Source organism: Photobacterium sp. CCB-ST2H9, assembly GCF_023151555.2.
In the GTDB taxonomy this organism is placed as follows: Bacteria; Pseudomonadota; Gammaproteobacteria; order Enterobacterales; family Vibrionaceae; genus Photobacterium.
Map to the genome: position 1 here is coordinate 1618009 of NZ_CP100425.1, position 22948 is coordinate 1640956.

16 protein-coding genes are annotated in these 22948 nt (G+C 54.1%); 8 read left to right on the forward strand and 8 right to left on the reverse strand.

Annotated features, from left to right (window positions below; all coding sequences use genetic code 11):
* Window positions 1–16: 16 nt before the first annotated feature.
* Window positions 17–2734 carry a cation-transporting P-type ATPase gene (locus tag L4174_RS07700; protein ID WP_248140086.1) on the forward strand — a complete coding sequence of 906 codons (2718 nt, stop codon included), beginning with the start codon at window positions 17–19 and terminating at the stop codon, window positions 2732–2734.
* 29 nt (window positions 2735–2763) lie between these two features.
* Here the strand turns inward: L4174_RS07700 and L4174_RS07705 are convergent, their stop codons facing one another.
* The 5 genes from L4174_RS07705 to acsA form a co-directional block, all read right to left on the reverse strand.
* Window positions 2764–3009: an acyl carrier protein gene (locus L4174_RS07705; protein ID WP_248140088.1), complete on the reverse strand. Its 246-nt coding sequence runs from the start codon at window positions 3007–3009 to the stop codon at window positions 2764–2766.
* Between the two features lie 67 nt (window positions 3010–3076).
* The gene (locus tag L4174_RS07710; protein ID WP_248140090.1) at window positions 3077–4369 is read right to left on the reverse strand and encodes a dihydrolipoamide acetyltransferase family protein; all 1293 of its coding nucleotides are present in this window, start codon (window positions 4367–4369) and stop codon (window positions 3077–3079) included.
* A complete protein-coding gene (locus L4174_RS07715; protein ID WP_248140092.1) occupies window positions 4369–5352 on the reverse strand; it encodes an alpha-ketoacid dehydrogenase subunit beta in 984 nt (327 codons plus the stop codon). Before L4174_RS07715 ends, L4174_RS07710 begins: the two co-directional genes overlap by 1 nt.
* A 23-nt stretch (window positions 5353–5375) precedes the next feature.
* Window positions 5376–6365, reverse strand: coding sequence for a pyruvate dehydrogenase (acetyl-transferring) E1 component subunit alpha (gene pdhA, locus L4174_RS07720; RefSeq protein ID WP_248140094.1), 990 nt, complete (start codon window positions 6363–6365; stop codon window positions 5376–5378).
* Complete coding sequence (gene acsA, locus L4174_RS07725) at window positions 6362–8134, reverse strand: acetate--CoA ligase (protein ID WP_248140096.1); 1773 nt, start codon at window positions 8132–8134, stop codon at window positions 6362–6364. Before acsA ends, pdhA begins: the two co-directional genes overlap by 4 nt.
* A gap of 305 nt (window positions 8135–8439) precedes the next feature.
* Here acsA and L4174_RS07730 point away from each other — a divergent pair, with 305 nt between their 5' ends.
* From L4174_RS07730 to L4174_RS07740, 3 genes are read left to right on the forward strand one after another with little or no spacing between them, the layout of a single operon-like run.
* A complete protein-coding gene (locus tag L4174_RS07730; protein ID WP_248140098.1) occupies window positions 8440–9111 on the forward strand; it encodes an ABC transporter ATP-binding protein in 672 nt (223 codons plus the stop codon).
* Window positions 9092–11557: an FtsX-like permease family protein gene (locus L4174_RS07735; RefSeq protein ID WP_248140100.1), complete on the forward strand. Its 2466-nt coding sequence runs from the start codon at window positions 9092–9094 to the stop codon at window positions 11555–11557. Before L4174_RS07730 ends, L4174_RS07735 begins: the two co-directional genes overlap by 20 nt.
* Window positions 11557–12750 (forward strand): lipocalin-like domain-containing protein, encoded by a 1194-nt coding sequence (locus L4174_RS07740; protein ID WP_248140102.1) that lies wholly within the window; start codon window positions 11557–11559, stop codon window positions 12748–12750. Before L4174_RS07735 ends, L4174_RS07740 begins: the two co-directional genes overlap by 1 nt.
* Before the next feature lie 9 nt (window positions 12751–12759).
* Here the strand turns inward: L4174_RS07740 and cra are convergent, their stop codons facing one another.
* Window positions 12760–13746 carry a catabolite repressor/activator gene (cra, locus tag L4174_RS07745; protein WP_248140104.1) on the reverse strand — a complete coding sequence of 329 codons (987 nt, stop codon included), beginning with the start codon at window positions 13744–13746 and terminating at the stop codon, window positions 12760–12762.
* A gap of 276 nt (window positions 13747–14022) precedes the next feature.
* On the opposite strand from cra, the gene fruB reads away from it, so the two are divergent.
* The 3 genes from fruB to fruA are packed head-to-tail and all read left to right on the forward strand — an operon-like array spanning window position 14023 to window position 17931.
* Complete coding sequence (gene fruB, locus L4174_RS07750) at window positions 14023–15168, forward strand: fused PTS fructose transporter subunit IIA/HPr protein (RefSeq protein WP_248140107.1); 1146 nt, start codon at window positions 14023–14025, stop codon at window positions 15166–15168.
* Window positions 15169–15182: 14 nt separating this feature from the next.
* Complete coding sequence (gene pfkB, locus L4174_RS07755; protein WP_248140109.1) at window positions 15183–16175, forward strand: 1-phosphofructokinase; 993 nt, start codon at window positions 15183–15185, stop codon at window positions 16173–16175.
* A 13-nt stretch (window positions 16176–16188) separates the two neighbouring features.
* Window positions 16189–17931: a PTS fructose transporter subunit IIBC gene (gene fruA / locus L4174_RS07760; protein ID WP_248140110.1), complete on the forward strand. Its 1743-nt coding sequence runs from the start codon at window positions 16189–16191 to the stop codon at window positions 17929–17931.
* Window positions 17932–18263: 332 nt separating this feature from the next.
* Here the strand turns inward: fruA and L4174_RS07765 are convergent, their stop codons facing one another.
* Both L4174_RS07765 and L4174_RS07770 read right to left on the reverse strand, forming a co-directional pair.
* Window positions 18264–19010 carry a hypothetical protein gene (locus L4174_RS07765; protein ID WP_248140112.1) on the reverse strand — a complete coding sequence of 249 codons (747 nt, stop codon included), beginning with the start codon at window positions 19008–19010 and terminating at the stop codon, window positions 18264–18266.
* Between the two features lie 281 nt (window positions 19011–19291).
* Window positions 19292–20125, reverse strand: coding sequence for a pyruvate, water dikinase regulatory protein (locus L4174_RS07770; RefSeq protein ID WP_248140114.1), 834 nt, complete (start codon window positions 20123–20125; stop codon window positions 19292–19294).
* Between the two features lie 220 nt (window positions 20126–20345).
* Here L4174_RS07770 and ppsA point away from each other — a divergent pair, with 220 nt between their 5' ends.
* The gene (ppsA, locus tag L4174_RS07775) at window positions 20346–22709 is read left to right on the forward strand and encodes a phosphoenolpyruvate synthase (protein ID WP_248140116.1); all 2364 of its coding nucleotides are present in this window, start codon (window positions 20346–20348) and stop codon (window positions 22707–22709) included.
* Window positions 22710–22948 lie beyond the last annotated feature (239 nt).

Here is a 22948-nt window from a genome sequence, read left to right on the forward strand (position 1 = left end):
GGGGTGTCATTCGATCATGCAAAATCGAACAGAAAAAACATGGCATGAAATGACATCAGAAGATGTGCTTCATGCGCTGCATGCCAGTCAGGACGGCCTGTCTGCTGAAGAAGCGGCTACGCGTTTGCAAACCTGCGGACCGAACCGGTTGCCGGATCCGCCGAAGGAGCACCGGCTGATTCGTTTTCTGCGGCAGTTTCACAATATCCTCATCTACGTGCTGCTGGGTTGTGCGGCCATGACCGCACTGCTGGGACATGGGTCCGATACGCTGGTGATTCTGGCGGTTGTGATTGTCAATGCAATCATCGGCTTTATTCAGGAAGGGAAAGCCGAAGCGGCCATGGATGCTATCCGGCATATGCTCGCGCTGAAAGCCTCGGTGATCCGGGCAGGGACTCGTCACCAGATTGCCGGTGAGTTGCTGGTGCCCGGTGATCTCGTCTTGCTTGAAGCCGGCGATAAAGTTCCGGCTGATCTGCGGCTGTTGCAGGTGAACGGACTCCAGGTTCAGGAATCAATCCTGACCGGCGAATCTGTGCCGGTGAGGAAAAGTGTGCAGCCTGTTGCGGTGCATACAACCCTCGGTGATCGGGCATGTATGGCGTACAGCGGCACGCTGGTGACCCGGGGGCAGGGGTTGGGTGTCGTTGTAACAACGGGTGCAGGGACAGAAATCGGCAGGATTAGCGGCATGCTGTCGACAGTTGAAACACTGACCACACCTTTGCTTCGGCAGATGGATATATTTGCGCGGTGGTTGACGGCGTTGATCTTATTGATTGCCGTGGTGCTGCTGGTCTTCGGATATTTTGTCGCCCATTTCGATTTTACTGAGATGTTCATGGCCGTGGTGGGCCTCTCCGTTGCGGCGATTCCGGAAGGACTTCCGGCAGTCCTGACCATCACCCTGGCGGTGGGCGTGCAGGCGATGGCAAGACGCAATGCCATTGTCCGGCGTTTGCCCGCCATTGAAACGCTGGGCGCCGTGTCGGTGATTTGCACGGATAAAACAGGCACGCTGACCTGTAACGAGATGATGGTGGCATCCGTGGTCACTGCATCCCATGCGTTCTCACTGGACGGTGCCGGGTATGAACCCAAAGGGGAAATCCGGCTCAATGATGTTGCTGTCAGCGCCAGTGAGCATGCCATTTTAGCGGAAATTGGCCGAGTAGCGGCTTTGTGCAATGACGCATCGCTGCATCATCACGAAGGCGTGTGGGAAATTGTGGGTGACCCGATGGAGGGCGCTTTGCTGACGCTGACCGGTAAGCTGGGTCTGGCGATTGAAGAAGAACTGGCCGGATGGGTGCGGACAGACGTGATCCCGTTTGATGCCAAGCATCGGTTCATGGCGACCCTGAATCACGACCACGAAAATCATGCGTTTATCGCAGTGAAGGGGGCGCCTGAACAGATTTTTTCGATGTGTGTTTTTCAGCGAACGGTCGCCGGAGACATCGAACCGATCAATCTGGGGTACTGGCATGAAAAGGCCGAAGAGATTGCGGCGCTGGGGCAGCGCGTCCTGGCGTTTGCGGTCAAACCGGTGCCGCCTGAGCATACGGTGCTTGAATTGACGGATGTGGCGCAGGATCTGACACTGATTGGCATGGCCGGATTGATCGACCCGCCGCGTCCCGAAGCCATTGACGCGATCCGCGAATGTCATGCGGCTGGCATTCGCGTGAAAATGATCACCGGCGACCACCAAGGCACCGCCGTGGCGATCGCGAAACAGCTCGCTCTGCAAAATACTGAGCGGGTGCTGACGGGCGCTGATCTGGATGAGATGGACGATCCAACGCTGGCTGCGACTGTGGTTGAAACCGATGTTTTCGCCCGCACCAGTCCGGAACATAAGCTGCGTCTGGTGATGGCATTGCAATCTCACGGGATGACGATTGCGATGACGGGCGATGGGGTGAATGATGCACCGGCGCTGAAGCGGGCGGATGCTGGGATTGCCATGGGGCTGAAAGGCAGTGAAGCGGCAAAAGAAGCCGCGGACCTTGTGCTGGCGGATGATAACTTTGTATCCATCGTTGCGGCGGTGCGGGAAGGGCGGACCGTTTACGACAATATCAAAAAAGTGATCAGCTGGACCTTGCCGACCAATGCCGGGGAGGCACTGACCATTGTGGTGGCACTGCTCTTTGGGATGACACTCCCGATCACTCCGATTCAGATTCTCTGGATCAATCTGATTACCGCGATCACGCTCGGGATAGCACTGGCCTTTGAACCGACGGAACACAAGAGCATGCAGCGTTTGCCCCGCCGCCGGGACGAACCGCTGCTGACCGGCGAACTGACCTGGCGGATCATCTTTGTTTCGGTGTTACTGCTGGGCGGGGTGTTCGGTATTTACGCCTATGCAATCGATCAGTCTTATTCGATTGAACTGGCACGAACCATGGCCGTGAATACTTTAGTCGTGATGGAAATCTTCCATCTGTTTTTTATCCGTAATATCTACGGGACGTCACTGAAGTGGGAGCTGATTGTCGGCACTCAGGTTGTCTGGCTGACGGTGATTTGCGTCACTGCCGCGCAGTTCGCCATCACCTATTTTCCCCCTTTACAGGCACTGTTTGCGACTGTTGCTGTGCCATTTTGGGACGGGGTGATGATCGTGGTGGTTGGCATCGTGTTTTTTGCGATCATCGAAATCGAAAAGCGACTCCGCTTGTTGTTGCGCGAGATGCACACCGGACATCAGGTGCCATGATCCAATCATCAGTGCCATCAGTCGTGCCATCAGGTCAGATGCTTATTCAGATAATCGACCATCCCCGTGAAGGTCCTGACCTTGGGATAGTCCGTTTCCGGAATATTGACACCGCAGCTTTTTTTCAACGCGCTGAGCAGATTGAGGTAGTCCATTGAATCGAGATCGCAGGTGTCGCGTAAATCCTCATCCGGTTCAATGTCTTCAGCTGTGATTTCCGGTGCCACACTTTGTATTGCGGTGATCACTAAGGCTCTGATGTCGTCTTGATTCATTGCTGCTCCGTTTATCGCTATTTGATGGATCACTGTTTTATGGGTAACTGATTTATAGCGGCTTCATTCATAACAGCTCGGGTTGCTGTAATTGCTGGGATAACGCGTGGAGGAACTTCGCGCCCTGGATACCATCGCTGACTCTGTGATCTGCGCTGAGCGTGACCGTCATCGTGTCACAAATGTTGATCTGTCCCTGTTTGACGAGCGGGGACTGGCGTAACCGGCCAAAACCGAGGATGGCGACCTGTGGCGGATAGATCACGCCGAAGACGCTGTCTGATCCCCGATCCCCGATATGGGTGAGTGTGATGGTGGCATCGGTCAGTTCAGAGCTGCGCAGGCGGCCGGTCCGGCTACGCTGGCTGATATCCCGGAGCGCCAGCATGGTGTCATTGAGCGAAAGCTGGTCCGCATGGTGAATGGCGGGCACCATCAGGCCGCCTTCTCGCAGACTGATCACCGTGCCGATGTGAATGGCCGGGGCCGGTTCAAATCGGCCGTCCAGATAGTGCCCGTTCAGGGCCGGGAAACGCGGCAGCAGAATTGCGACGGCTTTGATGAGCAGGGCTGTGAGCAGCAGGCGATCGTCGGGGTCCCGTCCGGCATTTTCCTGGCTCAGCCATTGTTTTGCGACACTGAGATCGATCTCATGGCTCAGGTAGTAGTGCGGGATTTCACGTTTGGATTTCTCCATGGCGGCAGCAATGGCTTCTCGCATCGCGTTTGAATCACGGCTGCTGGTGGCTGTTTTGGGGGTCACTGCTTTTGATGAAGGCGCTGCTGTCGCTGCCTCCGATGGGCTGGAAGCCGCGGACTGGGCCTGAAGAAGCGTTTGTATATCCTTCAGTAAAATAGCCCCCTGAGGGCCTGAACCGGAGATGCCCCGGAGGTCCAGCTGTTGTTGCTGCGCCAGCGCTCTGACAATCGGTGAAGCCAGGCGCTGTGATGTCAAAGCGCGAACGCTGGTTTCAGTTGCCGGAGCCGTTGAGACGACCGGGACAATCGGCGGTTCATTGTGTATCGGGGGCGATATGGATTGAGACACCGGCTGCTCATTGTCTGTCACAATGTCAGCGTCTGCATTTTCCTCGGCATCTGTTTCGGTATTTGAATCTGCATCAATGGTCCCCAGAATCGCGCCGACCGGCAGGGTCAGCATCGGCTGGACCAGAAGACGGTTGATGGTGCCGGAATAATAGCTTTCCATCTCAATGGCACCCTTGTTGGTTTCGATCACGGCGATACTGTCGCCTTTGCTGACGTGATCGCCTTCAGCAACCAGCCACTCCGTGAGCGTGCCGTCGCGCATGTCTGCCCCCAGAGATGGCATCACAATGTCGAAGGACTGGCGAGCCATCAGCGACCTTCCATCACGGCTTTTGCCGTGGTGACAATCTGTTCGACCTGAGGCAGTGCGGCCTGTTCGAGGTGGCGGGGGTAGGGGATGGGCACTTCCGCGCTGCACACCCGTCTGACCGGCGCATCCAGAGACCAGAATCCATCTTCCATGATGATGGCACTGATTTCTCCGGCCAGACTGCCGGTCTGCCAGCCTTCATCGATGAGAACCGCCCGGTGTGTTTTGCGGACGCTGTTCAGCAGCGTCGGCTTGTCCAGCGGTCGCAGGCAGCGCAGATCAACCACTTCCGCAGAAATGCCGTCCTGTTGCAGCTGTTCGGCAGCCGTCAGTGCTTTCGGCAGGTTGCCCCCGTAGGTGATCAGACTGATATCCGTTCCCGGACGGCGGATCAGCGCGGTTTCCATCGGGGCATCCGGTTTGTCCGGCACGGTGCCGGGTTCATTGAGCAGCATGACGTGTTCGAAAATCAGGACCGGATTCGGATCGGCCAGTGCCTGTCCCAGCATGTACCGGGCGTCGCTGTGCGTAGCCGGGCTCAGAACTTTGAGACCGGGAATATGGGCATAGAAGTTCTCCCAGCTGTGTGAATGTTGGGCCGCCAGCTGCCTGCCTGCACCACAGGCCATGCGGATCACTAAGGGGACATGGAACTGACCGCCGGACATATGGCGCAGCGTAGCCGCGGTATTAACGATCTGATCCATCGCCAGCAGGCTGAAATTGACCGTCATGACTTCAACGATCGGACGCATACCACCCAGCGCGGCACCGATGCCGACGCCGACAAAGCCGGACTCGCACAGCGGGGTGTCGATGATGCGTTCGGCTCCAAACTGGGCCAGCAGCCCTTTGCTGACGGCATAACAGCCGCCATAACGTCCGACATCTTCGCCCATCAGAAAGACCCGGGGATCCTGATTCAGCGCTTCTTCCAGACCAGCACGTAATGCTTCGCGGTAGCTCATGGTTTCTGAAGCCATAAATGTCCTTCCCGTAAATCGACTTAACGATGGGTCTGCCGGGGGCTGTAGACATCCCGGGACAAATCTTCCACCGGCTCCCATTCTCCGGCTTCAGCAAAACGGACCGCGGCCTGAATTTCTTTGTCAACGTCTTTTTCGATGTCATCCAGTTCACTGTCCAGCAAATGACTGTTGTTTCTCATCCATTGCACCAGTTGTCTGACCGGGCCTTTTTCTTCCCACAACGCCACTTCTTCTTTTTCACGGTAGAGCTGGCTGTCGAAGCTGGAGTGGCCCCGAAAACGATAGGTTTTGCATTCAAGCAGATAAGGTTTCTGTTGTGTGTGGATGTACTCAGTTGCTTCAAGGGTGGCGGCTTCCACATCCACCACATTCATGCCATCTACCTGTGCGGCGGCGATGCCATAACTGTCGGCCTTTCTGGCGATATTGGTTTCCGATTCAGACAGGGTCAGTGCGGTGCCCATGGCATAGTTGTTGTTCTCACAGATAAACAGCACCGGTAACTGCCACAACGCTGCCAGATTCAGGCTTTCATGAAACTCACCCTCGGCAACGGCACCCTCACCGAAAAAGCAGGCGGTCAGGGCGGTGCGCTGCATTTTTTTGTTTGCCAGTGCCAGCCCGGTTGCCAGCGGCAGGCCACCGCCGACAATGGCATTTCCGCCGTAAAAATGCGTTGCGCGGTCAAACAGGTGCATGGATCCGCCGCGTCCGCGACTGCATCCTGTGGTCCGGCCATACATTTCTGACAGAACACTGCCCATACTGACGCCGCGGGCCAGCGCGTGGCCGTGTTCTCTGTAGGTCGCAACGACCTGATCATCGGCACTGAGCACACTCATGACCCCGACCGCAATGGCTTCCTCGCCGATATAGAGATGCAGAAAGCCGCGAATTTTTTCCAGCGCATACAGTTCGGCACATTTTTCCTCAAAGCGGCGGATCCGCAGCATCTGTTTGAGCTGACGCAGTAAGTGAGCGCGGTTGATATGGAGTCTGCTGGTCATTGTTCGTCGCTCTCCAGAGTTGAAAGATCACCTTCGGGCAAGCCGAGTTCACGGGCTTTGAGCAGCCTGCGCATGATTTTACCGCTGCGGGTTTTCGGCAGGTTGCGACGAAAAACAATCTCCTTGGGCGCAACGGCCACCCCCAGATGCTGGCGGGCAAAACCAAGTAAGGTTTTTTGCAGGGTTTCATCGGGCGTAAACCCGGGTTTGAGGGTGACAAAGGCTTTGACGATTTCACCGGCAACCGGATCGGGTTTGCCAATTACTCCGGCTTCAGCCACGGCTTCATGCTCCATCAGCGCACTTTCTACTTCGAACGGGCCAATCAGATGTCCGGATGACTTGATGAGATCATCCTTGCGTCCGACAAACCAGTAGTAGCCGTCTTCGTCACACATCGCCAGATCGCCGCTGAGGTACCAGCCGTTGGCAAAGCAGTGGCGGTATTTTTCTTCCTGATGGAGGTAACCGCGAAACATGGCGGGCCAGCCGGGTTTCAGTGCCAGTTCACCGACCTGCATCGGTGCGGTGATGATCTGGCTGGTGCCATCGTCCTGGTGGCCGATGATGGCGGCCTGAATCCCGGGCAGAGGGCGCCCCATGGAACCGGGTTTGATGTCCTGACTGGCCAGATTGGCAATCATGATGCCGCCGGTTTCGGTTTGCCACCAGTTGTCGTGAAAAGGTATTGAGAAAGCGGTCTGTCCCCACACAACCGCTTCAGGATTAAGTGGCTCCCCGACACTGGCAATAAAGCGCAGCGCGGACAGATCGTACTGATTCCGGATCGCCAGTCCGGCTTTCATCAGCATCCGGATGGCCGTCGGCGCGGTATACCAGACGGTCACCTGCTGTTGCTGGAGCAGGCGATACCAGCGCTCGACGTCAAATTCGGCTTCATCGATGATCATCGTGACGCCTAAACACAGCGGCGCGATGATGCCGTAAGAAGTACCGGTGACCCAGCCCGGATCGGCGGTGCACCAGTAGGTGTCTGAGGGTTTCAGATCCAGCGCCCAAAAGGCGGATAACTGATGATAGGCCACCGCCTGATGGACGTGGATGACCCCTTTGGGCTGACCGGTTGTCCCGCTGGTAAAGTGCAGCAGCGCCATGTCTTCAGGTTGGGTTTCCGCACAAGGGAAGTCAGGGTCGGCCTGCTGCATAAGCTCGGACCATAAATGACAGTCGGGTTCGTCATCCAGATCGCCATCAATCAGGATGACCGCTTTCAGACTTGGCAGGGATTGCCGCCACGATTTTACTTTTTTCCGGTACAGGCTGCGGGTGGTCAGCAGAAGCTGGGCTTCCCCGATGTCCATCCGGGATTGAATCGGCTCGGGGCCGAAGGCCGAGAACAGCGGGGTAAAAACACAGCCTGCTTTTAAGGTGCCTAGCGCGGCGATATAAAGTTCCGGCCGGCGACCGAGCAAACTGAAAATACGCGCGCCGGTTGATAAATTTAACGTGTGAAGAATGCTGGCAAAACGGCTGGTGAGCTGACACAGATCGCGGTAACTGTAATCAAGAATCTCATCATTTTTGCTGATCCATCGGATGGCCAGCTTGTCTGCCACCGGGCTCTTCAAGTGGTTGTCTAGCGCCTGATAACAGATATTCAGTCCGCCGCCCGGCAGCGTTTTCAATTGCGGTCCATCTGAAGCGGCATTGTCCGAACAGAAATCGGTAAATTCGCTGCAGCATTGCTGATAGTCGGCCAGATTGGCAGCCGCAGCATTTGCTGGTTTTTTGATAATCGGAACAGCCATCTCTGCTTTCCCCTGATACAGCCTGGCGGCGTCGATGTCATTTCATCTGGAATACCGAAGTTGCTGTATAAGGATAGTTGGCTTCAACGTGAGGATGCGGTCGAGCCTGTGAGACAAGCTGTGAATCAGTGTCCTGGGCACAGATGTTACGGACCCAATCGCCCGCCGGAGCATCAGGCGATGGACTACACTTATTTTCTGAACCTTCTGATCTAAAATAATTATCTGAAAATACATGGATTTCAGGCTGATAAGCCGAAGCTTTGTTCTGAAGGGCGATCTTTGTTTCATCCACGGAGGCGGGCATGCTACGACTTGTTGATCTCTGTAAAGGGTATCAGGATGGCAACGAGTTTCACTCCGTACTTCAGGGAGCTGCGCTGACGCTCGACCGGGGAGAACAGGTGGCGCTGATGGGCGAGAGCGGCTCCGGCAAGAGTACGCTGCTGAATCTGATTGCCGGGCTGGATCGGGTCGATCAGGGCGAAATCTGGCTGGCGGACACCCCGCTGCATGCAATCTCAGAGCGGGCCCGGACGGCTTTCCGTCGGCATCATATCGGGCTGATTTTTCAACAGTTTAATTTACTGCCCACCTTAACCACACAGGACAATATTCAGTTTTGCCGCCAGCTGAAGGGACTGCCGGATCAGCCGGAGCTCTGGCGCAATATTGTGTCGGCTCTGGATCTGAAACCCTTACTCAAGCGATATCCGGAAGAGATGTCAGGCGGACAGCAGCAACGGGCCGCGATTGCCCGTGCATTGTATATGGAGCCGGATATTCTGCTGGCTGATGAACCGACCGGCAGCCTGGATGAGCGGAATGCACAGGCGGTGATGCGGCTGCTGACGGGCCTGACCAGGCAATTGAATTGTTCATTGCTGCTGGTGACGCACAGTCATCAGGTGGCGTCTTACATGAATGGCCGGGTGATGCTGAAAGGGGGCGTGCTGAATGCGCAACCCGGTCTTTAATGCACTCTGGGGCCATTACCGGCGTCATCCTTTGCAGATGGTGTTACTCCTGCTCGGACTGGTCATGGGGATTGCACTGCTGGTGGGGGTACTGGCGGTCAACCAGCAGGCCAGAACAAGTTACCGGGCCGGAGAAATGTTGTTCAAAACGCCGTTCCGGTATGCCATTCGCCATCAGCAGGCCGGGATGACAGTGCCGCAGGGGCTGTATATTCAACTGCGGCGAATGGGCTATACCCAATGTGTGCCCTATGAAATGCACCGCATTGAGACAGCCGAAGCCGGTCCCCTGACGCTGGTAGGCATTGATCCTTTTGTCATGATGCCGTTTGCTTCGTCGCGCAGCGAATCGGCTCAGTCTGTCGCTTTGAGTCAGACGCCGGGGCAGATTTGGATCAGCCGTCAACTGGCACAAATCAAACAATTAACCGACGGTCAGCGGCTCACGCTGAATACGGGGCGTGAGGTCGGTCAGCTGGCGATTGTCAATGATGACCGGATTCATGGCGCACGTCTGCTGGCCGACATGGGGCTGGTGCGGCAGTTGTTTCCCCGCTCAGGGTTTACCGCCGTGTTCTGCGGTCAGTTAACGCAGGATGAGCAACAGGACATCAGTCAGTTGCTGCCGGGCGGGCTGATCCTGACCGAAAATGATCATGCGCATCTGGAACCCCTGACCCGGGCTTTTCATCTCAACTTATTTGCCATGGGAATGCTGGCTTTCATCGTGGGTCTGTTTATCTTTTATCAGGCCATGTCGCTGTCGCTGACGCAGCGTCAGTTTCTGGTCGGTCTGCTTTGTCAGAACGGTGTATCCGGCTCGCAACTGGCGAAAGCCTTGTGTGTTGAGCTGATGCTCTGGCTGGTGATTGGTGTGGTGGGCGGGAATGTACTGGGGTTGTTTCTGGCGCAAAAGCTGTTGCCGTCGGTCGCAGCAACGCTCAGCGACCTTTATCAGGCCAATATTGCGTTAACGACTGGATGGCACTGGCAATGGGGGGCGCTCAGTCTGGTGATTGCCCTTGGCGGCACTGTGCTGGCCTGCGGCTGGCCACTGGTGCGGCTGATCCGCACACAACCGGCCCGGCTGACGGCACATATGACGATGGTCAGAGGCAGCTGGCGTGAGTTCATCTGGCAGGCATTGATGGCAGCATTGTTCATCATGGCTGCTGTGATGATTTATTTTCTGGAACACAACCAGTTCGCCGGGTTTGCGTTGATCGGCTGTCTGCTGGCGGCGGCCGGACTGTTGATGCCATTTCTGTTATGGGCCGTGTTTAAAGGGCTGGCGAAATGGATTCGTTCACCACGGGTCCGCTGGTTTTTCAGTGATGCTGCAGCCAGTCTGAGTTACCGGGGCGTCGCAGCCATGGCATTTATGCTGGCGCTGGCTGCCACGATCGGGATGGATACTATGGTGGGCAGTTTTCGGCTGGCAACGCAAAACTGGCTCGGGCAACGGCTGGCCGCTGATCTTTATATTCAGCCGTCCACACATCAGGCCGCTTCAATTGCCCGCTGGGCAGTCAAACAACCACAGGTCAAAGCCGTGTGGTGGCGATGGCGTCAGGAAATCACCGGGGACCGCTATGAACAACCGTTGCAGATCTTCAGTATCGGGTCATCGGCTGGAGAAAAACAGGCCCTGCCAGTCAAAGCGGCACTGGATGATTACTGGTCGTTACTGCACCGTCAGGGACCGGATAAAATCTTTCTTGCCAGCGAATCGCTTGCACTGAGAAATCAGTGGGTGCCCGGCCAGACCGTCGATTTACCACCAAGACTGGGGCAGGGCTGGCGTCTCGCAGGCGTGTATTACGATTACGGTAACCCTTATGGGCAGATTGTGGTGGCTGAGTCTGTGTGGCACACCCTGTTTCAACGAGAGGGGAAAGTCAGTCTGGCAATTCATCTCCACAACGAGAAAGAGATTCAGAGCGTGATGAATCACATTCTGGGTCGCTTCGGTCTGAAGGCCAGTCAGGTGCGTGATAACAATCAGATCATGAATCAGGCCATGGCGGTGTTTGACCGGACCTTTATTGTGACAGCAACGCTGGGCAAACTGACGCTGTTCGTTGCTGTGGGCGGTTTGTTCATTGCCACGATTGCAGGTGAAATTTCCCGGCAACGGCAGTTTGCCTTACTGCGTTGTATGGGCATGACCGGCAAAGAACTGGCATTACTGGGGGGTGGACAGCTGCTGGCGATTGGTGCCATGACAGCGCTGATTGCTTTGCCGCTGGGTTTGCTCCTGGCCCAGTTGCTGATTGATGTGGTGCTGAAATATTCCTTTGGCTGGACTATGCCGGTTCGCTTCTTCCCTTTGCAGTATCTGTTTTCGCTTGGCACCGCACTGGCAGCTCTCCTGCTGGCTGGCGCGTGGCCCGTCTGGCGGTTGGTGCGACGCTCTGCCATGTTATCGTTGCGGGAGGCATTCTGATGCCGAGACTGAGAATCTGGCTGAGGCGTTATATGTTCGGGTTGCTGAGCCTGTTCCTGTTGATCCTGTTATTGTTCGGCTGTGAGCCTGATTCCCGGGAAAACAATTCACTGGCCATACTGTCTCAGCAGAACGATGCAGGATTTGAGCAGGTGACCCCAGGGAAGCCGCTGATTTTCCCTCAGGATCATCTCAGCCATCCCGGCTTCCGGACGGAATGGTGGTACCTGACGGCCAATCTGATGTCTGATTCCGGCCAGTGGATCGCAGTGCAATGGACGTTGTTCCGGACGTCAGCCCGGCCGAATCAGGGCGATGTCCAGGCGACGGGATGGCAGAGTCCGCAGCGATTTATGGCCCATGCTGTGGTCACGACGGCGCAGAAACGCTGGCAGGCGGAACGCTTTGCACGCGGCGGTATCGGGCAGGCGGGTGTGACGGCGGAGCCATTCACCTTGTGGCTCGATAACTGGCGGTGGCAGGGGCAAGAACAGGGGAAAAGACAGGCGGCATCGCCGTTCCCGGGGACTTTAACTTTCCGTGATCACAATATGGATGTGATGCTGAAAATGCGCAGCTTTGGCAATCGGGTCCTGCAAGGGGATGCCGGTTACAGTCAGAAAGATCCGGCAGATCCGCGGCTGGCTTCTTACTACTACAGTATGCCTTTTCTGAACATCGATGGTGAGATTCGCCTGGATGGCGAGCTGTACAAAGTGAAAGGGGAAGGGTGGTTCGACCGCGAGTGGAGCAGCCAGGTGATGTCTGAACACCAGCAGGGCTGGGACTGGTTTTCAATTCATCTGGACGATGGCAGAGCACTGATGCTCTATCAGTTACGCAGTCGCAAACATCCGCCTTTTGTGTTTGGCAGCCTGAGCTGGCCTGATGGCCGAAGCATCCGGATCACTCAGGGAAAAGCCCGCATGACACCAATACGAATGGCGACATTACGAAGCGCAAGCCAAGGAACTGAAATCCAAGGCGCCGAAACGCCGGGAACCGACAACCAGACTGAACGTGAATTTCCGGTGCGCTGGCATCTGGTGGTGCCCGAACAACACATCGAGCTGGATGTTCAGGCCCGGCGCGACGATCAGCTGCTGCCGTTTCTTTTTCCCTACTGGGAAGGCCCGGTGACGGTAACCGGCAGTCACACCGGGCAGGGGTTCATGGAGCTGACGGGTTACTGATGAAAAAAGTTAACGCACTTTTAGCTGACGCGGAATCACTTCCACACCGGCGCGATAACGTCCTGCCGTGGCATTCAGGGCGAGTTCCAGTGCACTGTCGGCAATGTCTTCGAACTGCTGGGGCAGAGAATGAATCCGCATCGGCAGAAAATCTAGCAGGCGGTGATCACCAAAGGTCGCAAGCTGAGTGGTTTTCATGAGCTCCGGGTGAGACAGCAAGCAGTCCAGCATGCCTTCAAACAGGGTGTAAGAGGTGATCAGAATGCTGTCGGGGACGGCATCTTCCTGAATCCACTGTTGTAACAGGCGCTGTCCTTCTTCCGGACTGAAGTGCTCGCCATACAGGGTTTTCGCCGAGAGCGCTGTGTTGCCCAGATCCCGGATGGCGGCTTTGAACCCCAGCTCACGTTGCTGAGAAATGCCCAGTTCGGGCACGGCGCCGATCAGACCGATGGATTGAGTGTGTGGTTGAATCAGTTGTTTGGTCAGTGCATAAGCACCGTCGTGATCTTCGCTGATCACGCAGGCAAAGAACTCATCATCCAGTCCCCGGTCAATGGCGATCACCGGCACGCCGGCAGTCTGTATCTCGCGATAGAAGGGATGGTCAGCAGGCAGGCTACTGGCAACGATCAGCGCATCAATCCGGCGGGCGACTAACGTCTGGGCCACTTTCATTTCTGTCTCCGGTTCATCATCGGAGCAGCTGATCATCAGCTGATAGCCAGCTTTACGGGCATCTCTTTCGAGCAGCTTTGCCAGTTTGGCATAACTGCTGTTTTCCAGATCCGGAATGATCAGGCCCAGAGAACGGGAGCTGCCTGCCCGAAGGGCACTGGCGGCGTGATCCGGCCTGAAATTGTGTTCTTCGACTACAGCCATCACTTTCTGCTGGGTTTTCTCGCTGATCCGGTACTGACTGGCTTTACCATTGATCACGTAGCTTGCCGTGGTCTTGGAAACCCCCGCCAGCCGGGCAATTTCATCTAGCTTCATCTTGTGTATTTACTCGAAAAATCAGGGAAAGTGTGGTTTGGATCATAGATTGAAACCGGATCGAAAGTCCATTGTTTGCAATTCTTGCTGAATCGATCCAGCATGATAGCTGAAAGGTTTCAGCACTGTATTCAAGCTTATTCTATACTCACTGGTACATCGCTGAAACTTTTTATTTCCCGGCTTGCTGAATCGTTTCAGCTTCCGGTGGATTCAAGCGAAGCACTCAGTAAATCCGGTCAACAGAGCCGGTCAGCAAACGAGGGGAGTGAACCGATGTTGTCACTGACGCGACAAGACATTGCGCTGAATCAGTCAGCCAATGATAAAACCGCTGCAATTTCTGCCCTGGCGGGCGAACTGACCCGACAGGGGCTGGTGGCCGAAGGCTATGTCAAAGGTATGCTGGCCCGTGAAGCCCAGAATTCCACATTTCTGGGCAGCGGCATTGCGATTCCTCATGGCACAACCGATACCCGTGATCTGGTCAATCAGACCGGAGTGAAAATCCACCATTTCCCTCAGGGGGTCGATTGGGGAGACGGTAACATTGTGTATCTGGCGATTGGGATTGCGGCGAAGTCTGATGAACATCTCGGCATTCTGAAGCAACTGACCAAGGTGCTGTCGGCCGATGGGGTTGCTGAACAAATTCAGCAGTGCAGCAGTGAAGATGCCCTGATTGCCTTGCTGAATGGCGAAACTCAGCTTGAAGCGGATTTTGATGCCGGGTTGATTGCGCTGAATTTTCCGGCGACTGATTTACTTCAGCTGACAGCGGTCGCAGCAGGTTTGATTAAAAATCGCCAGGCCGCGGGCCATGGATTCGTGGCTGATGTGATTGCCAGCGACCCGTCGTATCTGGGGCAGGGTTTGTGGCTGGCAAAAAGCAGTCAGGATGTTTCGCGCACCACATTGTCATTTGTGACGCCGTCACAAGATGCAGCGCATCAGGACAAGCCAGTGAAAGGTCTGCTGATGATTGCTGCTGGAAACGGCACTTATCAAAAGCCGCTGAAGCTGATTTCGAAATGGCTGTATCAGCAGCAGCTGCAAGTTTTGTTTGAAACCGAAGCTGCGAAACTGCCTTCCCTCCTGACTGAATCTGAAGTCACTGAATCCGGGGTTCAGGCGGGTGAGGATGCAAATTCCGCGGTGTATCAAATTCGCAACGCGCATGGTCTGCATGCCCGTCCGGGTGCCATGCTGGTGAGCGTCGCCAAGAAATTTGAGTCGGCGATACAGGTTCGCAATCTTCAGGGGGACGGGGCTGCTGTGAACGCGAAAAGCCTGATGAAAGTGATTGCGCTGGGCGTGAAACACGGTCATGAGCTGGAGTTCACCGCAGACGGTGCGGATGCAACTCAGGCGCTGAACGCGATTGGTGATGCCATTGCGGCGGGTCTGGGTGAAGGCAAATAAGAGAGGGCAAATCAATGAACACCCAGACAACTAAAACCGCAGCGAAGCCCAAAGTCGTGGCTGTGAATCTGAATCCGGCGCTGGATTTAACCGGCAGCCTTGCTTTGCTGGAGCCGGGCACAGTCAATCTGATCGCGCAAAGCTCTCTGCATCCGGCCGGAAAGGGGGTCAATGTGGCCCGGGTTCTGGCTGAACTTGGCGCCGCAGTAACCGTGACGGGACTATTGGGCACGGAGAATCAGGATCCCTTCTGTGAGCTTTTTGCTCAGTTTGGCATTGAAGATGCTTTTGTCCGCGTACAGGGTTCAAGCCGGATCAACGTCAAGCTGGTTGAAGCCAGCGGTCGTGTCAGTGACATCAATTTTCCGGGCGTCGTGGTGACAGAAGATGATGTTGCGTCCATGGGGCAAAAACTGTTCGAACTGGCTGAACAGCACGAGGTGTTCGTGATTGCCGGAAGCCTGCCGGTTGGTTTGAGTCCGGAGATCTGTGCGCAATGGATCAAAGACCTGAAATCACAGGGAAAAAAAGTATTTTTTGACAGCAGTAATGACGCGCTGAAAGCAGGCGTCCTTGCTTCGCCCTGGCTGGTGAAACCCAATGATGAAGAGTTGTCTGCGCTTTGCGGGAAAGCGCTGGAAACCCCGTCTCAGTTGCAGGCCGCTGCAGAAATCATTCACCGGCAGGATATCCGCAATGTTGTGGTGTCCCTGGGTGCAGACGGGGTGATGTGGCTGGATGAATCGGGTTGGTTGCAGTCGCAGCCGCCAAAAATGACGGTCGTCAGTACAGTCGGTGCGGGGGATACCCTGGTGGCTGGTTTGTGCTGGGGAGAACTCAATCGCTGGAATAAACAAGAAACACTGAAGTTTGCAACGGCTCTGTCTGCGCTGGCAGTCACCCAGATTGGGGTGGGCGTACCGGATGCGGCTGTGCTGCAGCAAACGCTGGAAAGTGTTCGGATTTTTAACGAGCAGCCTGTTGGCCAAAACGTGAACGTTGAATGACAAAGGTGACGACATGAAGATAGCAATACTGACCGCTTGCCCAAGCGGGATCGCAAACACAGTGATTGCGGCGGGACTAATGGAACAAGCCGCAAAAGACCTGAACTGGCAGGCAGAGATTGAGTGTCTGTCCAGTATTCTTCCGGTACAGGCATTGTCTGATGCAATGGTTGCGCAGGCCGATGCTGTGGTGGTGGTTGCCGATTGCCCGGTCGATCTGAACCGGTTTGTGGGTAAAAAACTGTACCAGGGCGGAATGGCCGCCTGTCTGGCCGATCCCAAAGGTTTTCTTGAACAGGCCGTTGCCAGTGCAACTGTGCTGGAAGAGGCACCTGTCGTCGCTTCAGTTGATACCGTGATTTCAGCGTCCGCCACACAACGGATTGTCGCCATTACGGCTTGTCCGACCGGTGTTGCGCATACGTTTATGGCTGCAGAAGCGCTGGAAGAAGAAGCCAAACGCCAGGGATATGACATCAAGGTTGAAACCCGTGGCTCCGTGGGTGCAAAAAACCAGCTGACTGAAGCGGATATTTCCACAGCCGATCTGGTGATTATCGCCGCGGATATCGAGGTCGATCTGAATCGTTTTCAGGGCAAAAAATTATACAAAACCAGTACCGGGGCTGCGCTGAAGAAAACCCGGCAGGAAATCGATCACGCATTTGCCTTGGCTGCTGTGTATCAGGGCAAAGCGTCTGGTTCATCATCGGAACAACCCGCGAAAGAAGAAAAAGCCGGACCCTATAAACACCTGATGACCGGGGTCTCCCATATGCTGCCGCTTGTGGTTGCCGGCGGTCTGGCAATCGCATTGTCGTTTGTCTTTGGTATCGAAGCATTTAAAGAAGAAGGCACACTGGCTGCAGCGCTGATGAAAATCGGTGGTGGTTCGGCCTTTGCCCTGATGATTCCGGTGCTGGCGGGTTATATTGCTTATTCGATTGCCGACCGTCCGGGTCTGGCACCGGGTCTGATTGGCGGTATGCTGGCCAGTTCGACCGGAGCTGGTTTTCTTGGCGGGATCGTTGCTGGTTTCCTGGCGGGTTACAGTGCCAAACTGGTGGCGGAACAGGTTCGTTTGCCGTCATCCATGGAAGCGTTAAAGCCGATTCTGATTATTCCGCTGATCGCCAGTCTGATCACTGGTCTGGTCATGATTTATATTGTTGGTGGTCCGGTTTCGGCGGCGATGACAGGTTTAACAGAATTTCTGAATAACATGGGATCTGCGAACGCGGTGCTGCTGGGAATTTTGCTGGGCTGCATGATGTGCTTTGATTTAGGCGGCCCGGTGAACAAAGCGGCGTACACTTTTGGTGTCGGCTTACTGGCATCGCAAACATATGGTCCGATGGCTGCGGTCATGGCTGCGGGCATGGTGCCTGCGCTGGGCATGGGACTGGCAACTTTTCTTGCGAAGCGCAAGTTCAGTCTGCCGGAACAGGAAGCGGGTAAAGCTTCATTTGTGCTGGGATTGTGCTTCATTTCAGAGGGTGCCATTCCGTTTGCAGCACGTGATCCGATGCGGGTGATTCCAAGCTGTATGGCTGGTGGTGCGCTGACAGGCGCATTATCGATGCTGTTTGGTGCAAAACTGATGGCGCCCCACGGCGGTCTGTTCGTCCTCTTTATCCCGAATGCGATCACACCTGTGCTGATGTACCTGGTTGCCATCGCAGCAGGGACGATTCTGACCGGCGTAACTTATGCTTTCCTGAAACGGACGGAAGAAGCACAGTTAGCGACAGCATAAAGAAATCGGCAAACTAAACTACCTGTTGCTGAAAGATTTGAAAAGAAAAGAGCCCCGGGCATCGAATGCCCGGGGCTTGCCACCGCTGCCTACTGAATCTGTGGGCTTGATATGCTTGCGTTGCTATTCTGTTTTCCCCAAATAAAACGCAATCCAGAACAGCTTTGCACACCAACCGCGTTATTTTGCGTAGGCTCTCCGTGCGATGAATCGTCGCCGGTCAGGCGAATGCGCAATGTTTCCCAATTATTATTATTCACTCAATGTCATCGGTGATGCATTGATGTTGTTGTATCGACTCTTGATACCCCCTGCGATGACTGCTTTGCGCTTTATTCTTGAACTGCATAGAGAATTTCATCATCACTGGTAATCAGCAGGTAGGCATCGCCGGGTTGTAAATCCGGTATGCCGCACAAATCCAGCTGCACGGGCTCAAGACCGGTTCCGGCTTCTCCTTTGGTCGCCGAAATTTCAAATTGATCATTACAGCTCGCCATCAAAATGGGTGATGAAACCTTGCCTGCCGTGACATTCGTTGCACCAGAAGCCGTCGCGGATTCATAGTCAATTTTAATATCTGTGTTCGAAAAGACCCTGAACCGGTATTGGTCGGCAGGGACGTCATCATGGTCCCGGCGGACGGATGTCACCTGAAAACTGTTGGTGGTTTCTCCGTTGAGCCAGACCACAGCCCACCAGTCTTCACCGCTGTTCAGCAGGGTATTGGTTTGTGCCGGTTCTTCATCAAGCCGGTATTTGCTGTCCCAGATTCCGATGCTGATATCCAGAGCAGAACTGCCGCCCCATTGATGGGTATACTCGCGATGGGACTCGTTACTGACCGGGCCAAGTTTCAGATTGGCTTGCGTGAACAGCTCCGCAATCGCGGAATCAGAACCATTTTTCACAAAAACATCAATCTGATCGCGCGCAGTATTCACAAATGTCAGTCTTGCCTGCTTATCCAGTTGGCTGCTGCTGCCGGTTGCATCATTGCCCGAACCGCCAGAACCACCACAAGCTGAAACTGTGAGCGCAATCCCCAGACTTAAAGTGAAACACCAAAATGGCTTCATCGTCTGCCACCTCTAATGGGATTAATTTATTCTTTTATTAGTAAGCATATTTCAACGAATGGCGCTTTTTTGAGGATTTCAGAGGTGTCAGAAAAGTTTTCATTAATTAGTTCAATTCTTGAGGTTTTTTGGCTCTCAAAGCTGAGACAAGCCCAAGCGGCAAGAGAAAAAGCGGATGTTTGGTGGGTGGATAGGGAATGGCGAACGAACAAAGAGAATCACGAAACCATAGTTGCAGTCTATGGCTTCGTTAATTTTATAACATTATCAATATAACTTTGTTAACACATGCGGCGTTTGAGACCGCTGATGTCCAGTAAGCGGGTTGAAATTTCTTCAACTGACAGCGAAGTGGTATTGAGATAGGGGATGGCTTCCCGGCGGAACATGGCTTCTACTTTAGCAAGCTCGCTCTCACATTGAACTTCACTGGCATACTGACTGTTGGCATACCGCTCATTACGAATGGTAACCAGACGTTCGGTATCAATGGTCAGGCCGTAGGTTTTGTAACGGTAAGGTTCGATTTCTTTCGGCAGCTTCAGGCTGTTCATGTCATCTGCAATGAAGGGATAGTTCACTGCCCGGATCCCGAACTGCATCGCGAGATAAAGGCTGGTTGGTGTTTTACCGCAACGGGAAACACCCAGCAGAATAATATCTGCCTTTTCCAGGTTATTCAGAGAGATTCCATCGTCATGGGCGAGTGTATACTCGATCGCAGCAATCCGATCCTGGTAGCTTGCCGCATCGCGGCTGATACTGTGCGAACGACCCAGCATGGCATTCGGCATCATGTTCAGATCCTGGCTGAGCGGCTGTACCAGTGCGTCCAGCACATCGTAAAGTTTTGCCTGGCTTTGGTTGATGACCGCTTTGACGTCGGGCAGCACAATGGAAAAAAACACCAGCGGTTCAATGCCGGATTCCCGGTAGGCGGCATCAATTTTGTCTTTTACTTGCAGGGCGCGTTCAATCGTTTCTACAAAAGGGAGGGTCGTTTGACGAATCTCCAGATCGAATTGACCCAGTACAGCATGACCAAGTGTTTCAGAAGTAATCGCTGTGCCGTCAGAAACGTAAAATACATCACGAAAATCAGATTTGCGGCGCATAATAAGTTGAGTCCTTTAAATGATCCTGTAACGATTGGGGCTGACAAACAATTTATAACTATAACCCTACAGGGTAAGTGTTCTGCTGAGCAAGCTTTTGCCAGTAGTTTGTCTCGAACGGAATCTATTCTGAAGCAAGTTTTTTTTGAATGCTAAAGCAATCGTTTTCGTTGAGAGTTTGCCCACACAATACAGCTGATCCAATACAAGGAGACTTCCCGTGCAACAGAATGTTGTTTGGTATGACGCTTTATCGATGAATGATGTTGATAAAGTTGGTGGTAAGAACGCATCGCTGGGCGAAATGGTCGCTAACCTCGCGAATGCAGGCGTGAAAGTACCGAATGGTTATGCAACAACATCTTATGCATTCAACCAGTTCCTGGAAGCCAATCACCTGAATGATCGCATTTACGATCTACTGGATACGCTGGATGTTGATGATGTGAATGCGCTGAAACAGGCGGGTGAAACGATTCGTAAATGGGTTTATGAAGCTCCGCTACCAGCTGAACTGGAGCAGGAAATTCGCAAATGCTACGTGGAGTTGGGTGAAGGCGACGACATGCTGTCTGTTGCAGTTCGTTCTTCCGCAACTGCAGAAGATCTGCCGGATGCCTCTTTCGCCGGTCAGCAGGAAACTTTCCTCAACGTGCGCGGCATCGACTCTGTCATCGAAGCTGTGAAACACGTTTTTGCTTCTCTTTTCAACGACCGTGCCATTTCTTACCGCGTGCATCAGGGCTTCGACCATAAAGGTGTTGCACTGTCTGCCGGTATTCAGCGCATGGTGCGTTCTGACAAAGCGTCTTCTGGCGTCATGTTCACCCTGGATACCGAATCTGGTTTCGATCAGGTTGTCTTCATCACCTCATCTGTGGGTCTGGGTGAAATGGTCGTGCAGGGCGCAGTCAACCCGGACGAATTTTATGTGCACAAACCAACGCTGGTAGCCGGAAACCCTGCTGTTGTTCGCCGTACACTCGGCTCGAAAATGCAAAAAATGGTTTACGGCGAAGGCAAGGCGCTGGGTACTCAGGTTGTCATTCAGGACACCACATCAGCTGAGCAAAACAGCTTCTCGCTGACTGATGACGAAATTGAATCACTGGCAAAACAAGCCATGATCATCGAAAAACACTACGGTCGTCCGATGGACATCGAGTGGGCGAAAGATGGGATCACCGGTGAGCTGCTGATCGTTCAGGCGCGTCCGGAAACTGTGCGTTCCCGTGATGACGCCAACGTGATGGAGCGCTTCCATCTGAACGGTCAGGGCAAGTCTCTGGTTGAAGGTCGTGCAATCGGCCAGCGCATCGGCACTGGTGTGGTTCGCGTGGTGAACGATCTGGACGAGATGGATCAGGTTCAGCCTGGCGATGTGCTGGTGGCAGACATGACCGACCCGGATTGGGAACCTGTGATGAAGAAAGCCGCTGCGATTGTGACCAACCGCGGTGGCCGTACCTGCCACGCTGCGATCATCGCGCGTGAGCTGGGTATTCCGGCGGTGGTGGGTTGTGGCAATGCAACGTCACTGTTGAAGGATGGCCAAACCGTCACCGTTTCTTGTGCACAGGGTGAAACCGGTTATATCTACGAAGGCGAACTGGATTTTGAAATCCGTCGTTCAGAAGTCGATAACCTGCCGGAACTGCCGCTGAAAGTGATGATGAACGTGGGTAACCCGGATCGTGCATTCGACTTTGCCTGTATTCCAAATGAAGGTGTTGGCCTGGCGCGTCTCGAATTTATCATCAATAAGATGATCGGTATTCACCCGAAAGCACTGCTGAATTACGATGCGCAGTCGGATGAGCTGAAAGCCGAAATTGACCGTCGTATTGCGGGCTACTCGGATCCGGTAGAGTTCTACATTCAGAAACTGACCGAAGGGATCTCAACGCTGGCTGCAGCATTCTGGCCGAAGCGCGTGATCGTTCGGATGTCCGACTTCAAATCGAATGAATACCGCAATCTGGTTGGCGGCCTGAACTTTGAACCGGTTGAAGAAAACCCGATGATTGGTTTCCGTGGCGCTTCTCGTTACGTGTCACCTCAGTTCCAGGACTGTTTTGCACTGGAATGTGAAGCCATTAAACGTGTGCGTAACACCATGGGTCTGCGCAACGTCGAAATCATGATTCCCTTCGTACGCACCGTGAGCGAAGCGGCATCTGTGATTGACCTGCTGGCGAAATTCGACCTGCGTCGCGGCGAGAATGGCCTGAAAGTCATCATGATGTGCGAGCTGCCATCAAACGCAATTCTGGCGGAAGAGTTCCTGAAGTACTTCGATGGTTTCTCCATTGGTTCAAACGATATGACGCAGCTGACGCTGGGTCTGGACCGTGACTCCGGTGAAATCGCCCATATGTTTGATGAGCGCAACGAAGCGGTGAAAGCCATGCTGTCGATGGCCATTAAAGCAGCGCGTAAAGCCGGGAAGTACGTCGGCATCTGTGGTCAGGGCCCGTCCGACCATGACGATCTGGCTGACTGGCTGATGGAGCAGGGCATTGACTCTGTTTCCCTGAATCCGGATACCGTGGTTGAAACCTGGCTGCACTTGGGTAAGAAATAAGCACAAGTCAGCTAAGCTGAAATAAAGAATCAAAGCCCGCGCCAGTCGCGGGCTTTTTTGTCACTCAAGTCATCGTTGAATGCATGGTTTCTATGTGCATTGTTTCGATATACATCGTTCTATATGAATAGTTTCGATGCTTGTGATAACAGGCATCCTGAGCGTTCAATCTTTCATCATATTACTTTTACTTATCAATCACTTACCATTTAATCTTTCCCTCGATATCACACTTGTTG